The organism is Citrobacter sp. A316 (assembly GCF_002042945.1).
In the GTDB taxonomy this organism is placed as follows: Bacteria; Pseudomonadota; Gammaproteobacteria; order Enterobacterales; family Enterobacteriaceae; genus Citrobacter; species Citrobacter portucalensis.
Genome location: NZ_MVFZ01000020.1, coordinates 103,727 through 111,628 on the forward strand (window position 1 = coordinate 103,727; position 7,902 = coordinate 111,628).

At 47.0% G+C, this 7,902-nt stretch carries 2 protein-coding genes; one reads left to right on the forward strand and one right to left on the reverse strand.

Features of this window, described 5'->3' with window-relative positions:
• The first annotated feature begins 59 nt into the window (after nt 1-59).
• Nucleotides 60-2,279: a sensor domain-containing phosphodiesterase gene (locus tag BZK41_RS21585; protein ID WP_079939518.1), complete on the forward strand. Its 2,220-nt coding sequence runs from the start codon at nt 60-62 to the stop codon at nt 2,277-2,279.
• Nucleotides 2,280-2,325: 46 nt separating this feature from the next.
• On the opposite strand, the gene BZK41_RS21590 is transcribed toward BZK41_RS21585, so the two are convergent.
• Nucleotides 2,326-7,743 (reverse strand): autotransporter outer membrane beta-barrel domain-containing protein, encoded by a 5,418-nt coding sequence (locus BZK41_RS21590; protein WP_079939519.1) that lies wholly within the window; start codon nt 7,741-7,743, stop codon nt 2,326-2,328.
• Between the last annotated feature and the right edge of the window lie 159 nt (nt 7,744-7,902).

A 7,902-nucleotide genomic window follows, 5' to 3' on the forward strand; every position in this document is an offset into this window, starting at 1 on the left:
CAGGTGGGATGCCTGTCTGAATACCCCCTACAGGATGTGTGGGATTCTACTGAGCATCTATGAAACTCAATAAAAAATATATTGGTATTAGAGACAGATGGTGGGCGTTACCTCTCATCTTGCCATCTTTGTTGTTGCCTATATTGAGCACTGCCACCACCTATGCCCATATTAGTACGGGGACCGTAATTCTTTTCTACCTGCCGTTAGCGCTGATGATTAGCCTGATGCTTTTTTTTGGCTGGGCGGCATTGCCAGGAATTATCATTTCCATTGTCTGGTACAAATACCCGCAGGTTGGGCTATTTGAAACACTCTCTATAATTTCGCACTTTATAGTTACAATAGTGCTTAGCTGGGGGGGATATAAAGTATTTTCACCCCGACGAAACAATGTTTCCCATGGGGACTCCCACCTGATGTTTCAACGTATGTTCTGGCAGGTGTTCTGTCCGGCTACGCTGTTTCTGATACTCTTCCAGTTTGCTGCATTTGTGGGCGTTTATGAAAGCAAATCCGGCATGGTGGGCGTTATGCCCTTCAACACAGGCACATTAATCAACTATCAGGCCATACTCGCTGGAAATCTTGTAGGTGTACCGCTGTGCTATTTTATTATACGAACAATTCGCAACCCCTTGCATGTGAGAGGTTTTTTTTCTCAATTAAAGCAGCAGTTTGATACCAAAGTAACTAAAACAGAGTTTGCGATCTGGCTGATTATATTGGCCGTGCTTATGGCAATGCTGTGTATGCCGCTAAATGAGCAAAGCTCAATATTCAGCACGAATTATACCTTGTCACTGTTGCTGCCTGTCATGCTTTGGGGAGCAATGCGTTACGGTTATAGATTTATTTCGCTGATATGGTCTGTAGTACTAATTACCTCAATTCATTATTATCAGCGCTATATGCCCTGGTATTCAGGTTACGATACCCAGCTTGCCATTACTTCGTCGAGTTACCTGGTTTTCTCCTTCATCGTGAATTTCATTGCCGTACTGGCAACACGTCAACGGTTTGTTACCCGGCGCAACCATCGTCTGGCCTTCTTTGACCCCATGGTGCATATTCCGAATTTGCGCGCTTTGAACCGGGATTTGAAAAAAGCACCATGGTCAGTGCTCTGTTTTTTGGGGGTTCCGGGCATGGAGTTGCTGGTGAAAAATTACGGCATTATGCTGCGTATCCAGTACAAGCAAAAACTGGCTCAGTGGATAACACCGCTGCTTGAACAGGATGAGTATGTCTATCAATTATCGGGTAATGATTTAATTCTGCGTCTTAACACTGAGCAACACCAGGAACGCATCGAAGCACTGGACAGGCATATCAAGCAGTTTCGTTTTATCTGGGACGGCATGCCTTTACAGCCGCAGGTTGGGATCAGCTTTTGCTATGTCCGTTCTCCTGTTAACCACATCTATTTGTTGCTGGGGGAGTTAAGTACTATTGCTGAGTTATCGCTGGCAACCAATTCGCCAGAGAATTTGCAGCGGCGTGGCGTGATGCACCTGCAACGTGACCTGAAAGATAAGGTTGCGATGATGAACCGTATTCAGCAGGCGCTGGAGAACAATCGCTTTTTCCTGAAGGCGCAGCCGATTTTTGGCGTGCGTGGCGACGTGTACCACGAAATCCTGCTGCGGCTTGAGGGGGATGACGGTGAAACTATCGCCCCTGATAGCTTCTTGCCGGTAGCTCATGAGTTTGGTTTGGCATCCCGCATCGATCTGTGGGTGATTGAAAATACGCTGAAATTTATGGCACAGAATCGGGAAAAAATTCCCGCTCACCGGTTTGCTATTAATTTGTCACCCACATCGGTATGTCGTGCCAGACTTCCTAATGACATCAACCAGTTACTGAATAAGTACAAGGTTGAAGCATGGCAACTTATCTTTGAAGTAACGGAAAGCAATGCCTTGACCAATGCGGAACAGGCACAGACAACGTTGTTGCAGCTGCAATCATTGGGCTGTCAGATTGCGATTGACGATTTTGGTACCGGATATGCCAGCTATGCGCGGCTGAAGAACGTGAATGCCGATATCCTGAAAATTGATGGCAGCTTTATTCGCAATATCGTTTCGAACAGCCTCGACTACCAAATTGTGGCCTCAATTTGCCATCTGGCGCGAATGAAAAGAATGCTGGTGGTTGCGGAGTACGTCGAAAGCGAAGAAATACGCAGTGCGGTGATTTCGCTGGGGATTGATTATTTACAGGGCTATTTGATTGGCGAGCCAAAGCCGCTATCTGAAATAATTTGGTCATGATGAAGAATGCCGGGTAGGGAGGACGCTACCCGGCAGTTGGTTTATGTTACCAGTTATAGCGTAGATTCAGACTACCATTGATGTCGCCGAAATCATTGCTGCCTTTCTGCCCGCTAATCTGAGCACGAACATTCCATTGTTTGTTTATATCTGCCTGAATACCGACTTTTAGCTCTGCTCTATTAGCCGGAAGATCCTGCTGCACGTCTGTACCGTCAAACGACACCGAGGTTTCGTCATTGGTGTGTAGCCAGTTTGCTTCCATAAACGGCTGGATCACAGTCGATTTATCTTTATATAGCTTGCCGTCAACCCGAAGACCCATTCTTGTCGTCCAGCTATCACTGCTCTGACCGTCTATACGGGTGCCATTGTTATCGGTTACGCTATCGGCATCATAGTTCTGCCAGATAATTTGCGCCTGTGGCGTCAGGCTGACGGTATTACCATTGTTCAGGGAAATATCGTAGCGGTAACCCGTTTCCAGTGAGATGGCATTGGCGGTTGAATCATACTCTTCGGAGCCGACATCACCGTTTTCTACGCTGTTGTTATAAATACCGTACTGATACCAACTGTCCATATACAGACCTCGGTGGGTTTGCGCATCGGCAAACCAGGTTGCATACACACCGAGATTATAACCATCAACATTACCGCTGGCGGTGAACTGGCTGCCATCTGCGCCGCGATTACCTGTACTGTCAGTATCTGCGTTGATATAGCTGGCCATCACCCCAATGGTCAGACTTTGCTGACCATTATCCCATGCCAGAATATCCCCACCTAACTGGAACTCGGAGTAGTTGCTGTCTAAATCAAGATTGCCGCTTACTGCTTGTGAGTCGGATTGACCCGCTTTGAAATGTGCCCAAACGCTGCCATCCGCGCTACGGTACTGACTGCCTTCGCGGTCATCCAGCGTTTGCATTTGTAGGCTGCGTGCCATCCACTGGTTGCCCAGGTAAGCACCGATATCAGCGCGATATTGTGGCGTAGTGTTGCCGCCGTTGTCAGGATTGATCGGCGTCACGTCGCTACCATCATCCGGATCGACAGGCGTCACGTCGCTACTATCATCCGGGTCGACAGGCGTCACGTCGCTACCATCATCCGGGTCGACAGGCGTCACATCGCTACCATCATCTGGGTCAACTGGCGCAATAGTTTGGGAGCTGAGATACCAGTCGCCATTACTTTCATTTTTATATAATCGGTACTCATACAGGCCAGCTTGAACCTGGTTGCCTTGCTTAAAGACACCATTGGACTCGCCTCCAATATCGACAACTTCAATACCGGTGGTGGTTTGTGCGCCTTGGTTGCCAATACCATGTATATACAGCGTGGTGTTTCCGGATGTATCGCCAGTGACAACTAATTTATCGGTGGCGGAACTGTCGTCACCCAATTCAGTGTTCAGATAGAGGCTACCCTCGTTACCGATGTAATCACCCTCAACGTGCAATGTATTGCCCGGTAAGTAGGTGCTGCTTCCGCTAACAAGGGTGCCGGAGTTGGTGAGATCGCCATTAATGAAAAACGTGGCGTTCGTTTCTTCGCTATCACCAAAATTAAGCGTCCCTTTGTTATCGACATTGCCATTTACTACGGCTTCATTGCTGCCACCGAAGGTTGCTCCAGCGGCAATATTCACGGTTTGTTGGCTGCCTACAGCACCAATAGTGCCTGTTCCCGCTAACCAAAGAGTTCCTTCCTGGATGTCGGTTGTGCCACTATAAGTGTTATTACCGCTAAGGATTATCTCTCCTGCGCCCATTTTGGTTAATGACTGACCATCCCAGTCGCTGTTGCCGGTCCGGTCTGCCAGGCTGCTGGTGACTTCGAAGGTTTTACCGGAGTCCAGGGTAAAGTTGCCATGCGCTGCTGTCGCGGAGGTTGCGCCTGCATTCCAACTCAAATCTTCAGCAAGCAGGTACTGTGAGGCGTCGTCAGGATTTACCATTCCGCTTACCGTCAGGTAGTCGGGTTTATCGATAATGTTCATCGACAGGTGGGCAAAGTTTCCACTAATGTCGTTATCCATATCCATCAGAGTAAAGCTCTTAAGGTCTTTATCTGAGGCATGGTCTTGCAGAGTGACATCATTCACATGCAGCGTACCATCCAGCTCGGCATTGCTTCCCGTAATTAAAGGTTGGATTGAATTGCTGTTAAGTTCTACATCGAGCGTACTACCGCTTTCCTGTATCAAACTACCCTGGCCAAGATTCAGTGACGTTCCGGCGGTCAGTACCGTTGTGCTATCGGTTCGGGTTGTAATACCCCCCGTTGCGTTTATCGTACCGTCTGTATCCAGAACTAAAATGGAGTTGTTATCCACCAGACCCGTGCCAAGCGCATTTTCACTGGTTGCGGTAAGGGTTCCTTCGTTGATAAAAGTGCCGCCGCTGTAGCTGTTATTACCGGAAAGAATCAGTTCACCGCCGCCTTCTTTGGTGAGTGTTTTACCATCCCAGCCAGTGGTGCTTGATGCGTTGAGTGTGTCATTGACATCAGTAAGATCGGTGCCGAGAGTGAAGCTACCGTCAGGATCGCTTAGCGTGAAGGTTCCGTGAGCATCAGTTGCAGCATTATCGCGGTCTGCATACCAGGATAAGGAGGTTGCCAGCAGATATTGGCTGTGATCGTTCTCGTTGATTTTGCCGTCAACGGTGAGGAAATCGACCGATTTTTGATCCATACCCGCAATGGTGAGTTCATCAAAATCACCCTGGATATCATTATTCGCGTCTATCAGCGTAAAGGTATAAGGATCATTGGTTAACGGGTCTTTGATGTTGCCGATACCAGAGATATTGAGTGAACCCCCTAATGCAACGTCATCTGCGGTGATAATAGCTTCACTGCTTGAATCATCCAGCTCGATGTTCAGAGTGCTATCTGTTTCCTGTGTGAATGTTTTTACATTTAGCGTACTACCGGCAGCCAGCGTTGTTGTTGCGTCAGAATGAGTGACGAACTGTGCGCCTCCCATATCAAATTTACCATCGGCATTTAGTAACAACGTACCGCTGTTATCAACATCACCACTACCGAGTGCGTTAACATGGGTTGCGGTGACTTCACCATCTTTAATTACCGTGCCGCCGCTATAGCTGTTGTCACTGGACATTACCAGCGAACCACTGCCGTCTTTGAGCAGAGAGCCTGTGCCCGTGATCTGATTGTTAAGTGTTCCTGAATCTAATTGAAGTACGCCGTTATCGGTAATGCTACTTGTTCCCAGCGATTTGGTTTCATTAGCGATGAGCGTACCGCCAGCGATGACGATGTCACCACTGTAATCGCTGCTATCAGCGGTGAGTGTCAGGCTGTCAGAACCGTCTTTTTTCAGTACGCCTTCACCTACAAGTGTGTTATCCAGCGTACCGGCGCTAAGCTGTAAAGTTGCTCCCTGGCTAATTGTTACATCACCGTGGCCAAGCGTTGCCGCATTTTTTGAGGCCAGTGTTCCGGCATTGATTTGAGTCGCGCCATAATTGTTGTTGGCGTTACTCAGTATCAGTGTACCGTCACCTTCTTTGGTCAGTGTTTCACCGTCCCAGTTGGTTGTGGCATTGACGTCACTCAGTTCGCTCACAACTTCAAATCTGTCATCGCCTGCAATAGTGAAAGTACCATGGGCTTCCCTTGCAGAATTTGCGCCTGCATTCCAGCTTAATCCTTCACTCAAAACGTAATTGGTGTTGTCTTTCGCATCAATACCCGCGTTCAGCGTGAGGTAGTCCGGAAGGCTAGGGGTATCAACATTGAGTGTCAGACTGTCAAAATCGCCGTTAATTGCGCTGCTGGAATCGATGAGAACAAATGAGCTAAAGTTTTTGTCGGAATCTACAGGAGCAAATGTCGCCGTTGCATTGACGGTCAGATCGCCTGCCAGCGTCGCACTACTGGTTTTAATCACCGGTGTTGTGGAAGCGTTACCCATGGTGATAGCCAATTGACTCTGGTCTTGCAACGTCAGGGTACTGTCAACGTTCAAAATCGACCCTGTGGAACCTTCCTTCTGGATCAGGTCAATCTTTCCATTGCTGGTTAGGGTACCAAGATAGGATTTGTTGTTCAGATTCCACTGACTGTTTTCGTCGAGCGATAGTGTGGCGAAAGCAGCATCTGTTTTGCCATTTAGCGTCGAATTTTTAAGTGACAGCGTTGAAGATGTCATTCCCGCCGTAACATCGCCGTTAAGTGTAGAGTCTGTGGCTTCAACGGTGGTTTTGCTGTCCAGCATGATGGCGGTTGGACCCGTCAGCGTGACGTCTGTCAGCGTGATGGGGGATGTGATTTTGGTATTGCTGTCGACATGTAATGCCGCAGTGTCTGACGTCACTGTGGCATTTTTTACGTTCAGAGAGGTTAAATCGGCATAAAATGGGCTTTGGCCTACGCTCGTCATTTTAATACCGTCGTTCTCTGCATTAATGGTTGCGCCATCAATATTAACGGCGGAGCCAATACCATAAACGCCGATACCAGCAGAGTGAACCACCATTGAAGCCTTATCGCCCGTAATATCGAGCGTTGTGGCATTGCTGGCTTCAATTGCCGCCCCTTTGGTATTGGTATGTGTAATAGCTGAGTTTTGCAGCTTCAGGGTTGATTCTCTGTAACCCCAAACGGTACTGTCTATGCCTGTGGAACTTACCGTGCTATCGGACATATTTAACGTGCCGATATTAACGATGCGTACCTGACCTTCTGCAAGTGTTATCGTACTTCCACTATTAACCGTGAGTGCGCTAGTATTTTGTGCAACGACATCGTTATCTCCAGTTGCATTTACCGTCGTGTTGGTTAGTGAAATATCGGAATTTTTATCCGCGATGATCGTACCGTAATTGCTCCCGTCAATGCTCACTATGCTGTTTGTTAGTGATATATGTCCATCATCTTGAGCAGTAATTGCTGAGCTATAGATGCCAGTTGATAAAATGCTTGAATTGGTTAGCTGAAGGGTTGCATTATTTTCTACAAAGATAGCGTTACCAAGACTATTTCCGTCTAATCCCCCTGTTGTTTCAATGGTCAGGTGGTCTCCTGTTACAGATGTTTTGTTCGAATAATCACCTGCGACGTATAGTGCAGAGCCTTTTAATGGGTCAGAGTAAATAAGAGAGTTTGGTGAACCATCTGTGGTCATGTCATGAGAGAGTTCATCAATATAACCAAGGGTATAGTTGCTTAATGTATTATAGGTGTCGGTACCTGCCTGCGCGGCCGGGCTGGCAAAAATCAAGGCAGTGATGACGGCGCAAGCTATCTGAGTCGGTATTGCTTTTATTCCAGACAGTGCAGCATTGCGTGTTGCTTTACTATTTAAATCATTCACTGTGTTAATGGCGGATGATGCTTTAATTCTGCATCCACTGCGCGCTAATTCTGAAGCTACAACGTACATGTTGCGTACGGCGCTCCAGATAATGCTATACGTTTTATTCAATTTTAAATTTCCTTTTTGATGAGTTCCATTTATTTATTGTATGAATGCTTGCGATTTATTTATTATGGAGATTATTATTGGAATGAATGTTAATAACGATTTTTGACGTGTCTGAAAGTAACAAAGTAAATAATTAGTATAAATTTTATATAAAACAGA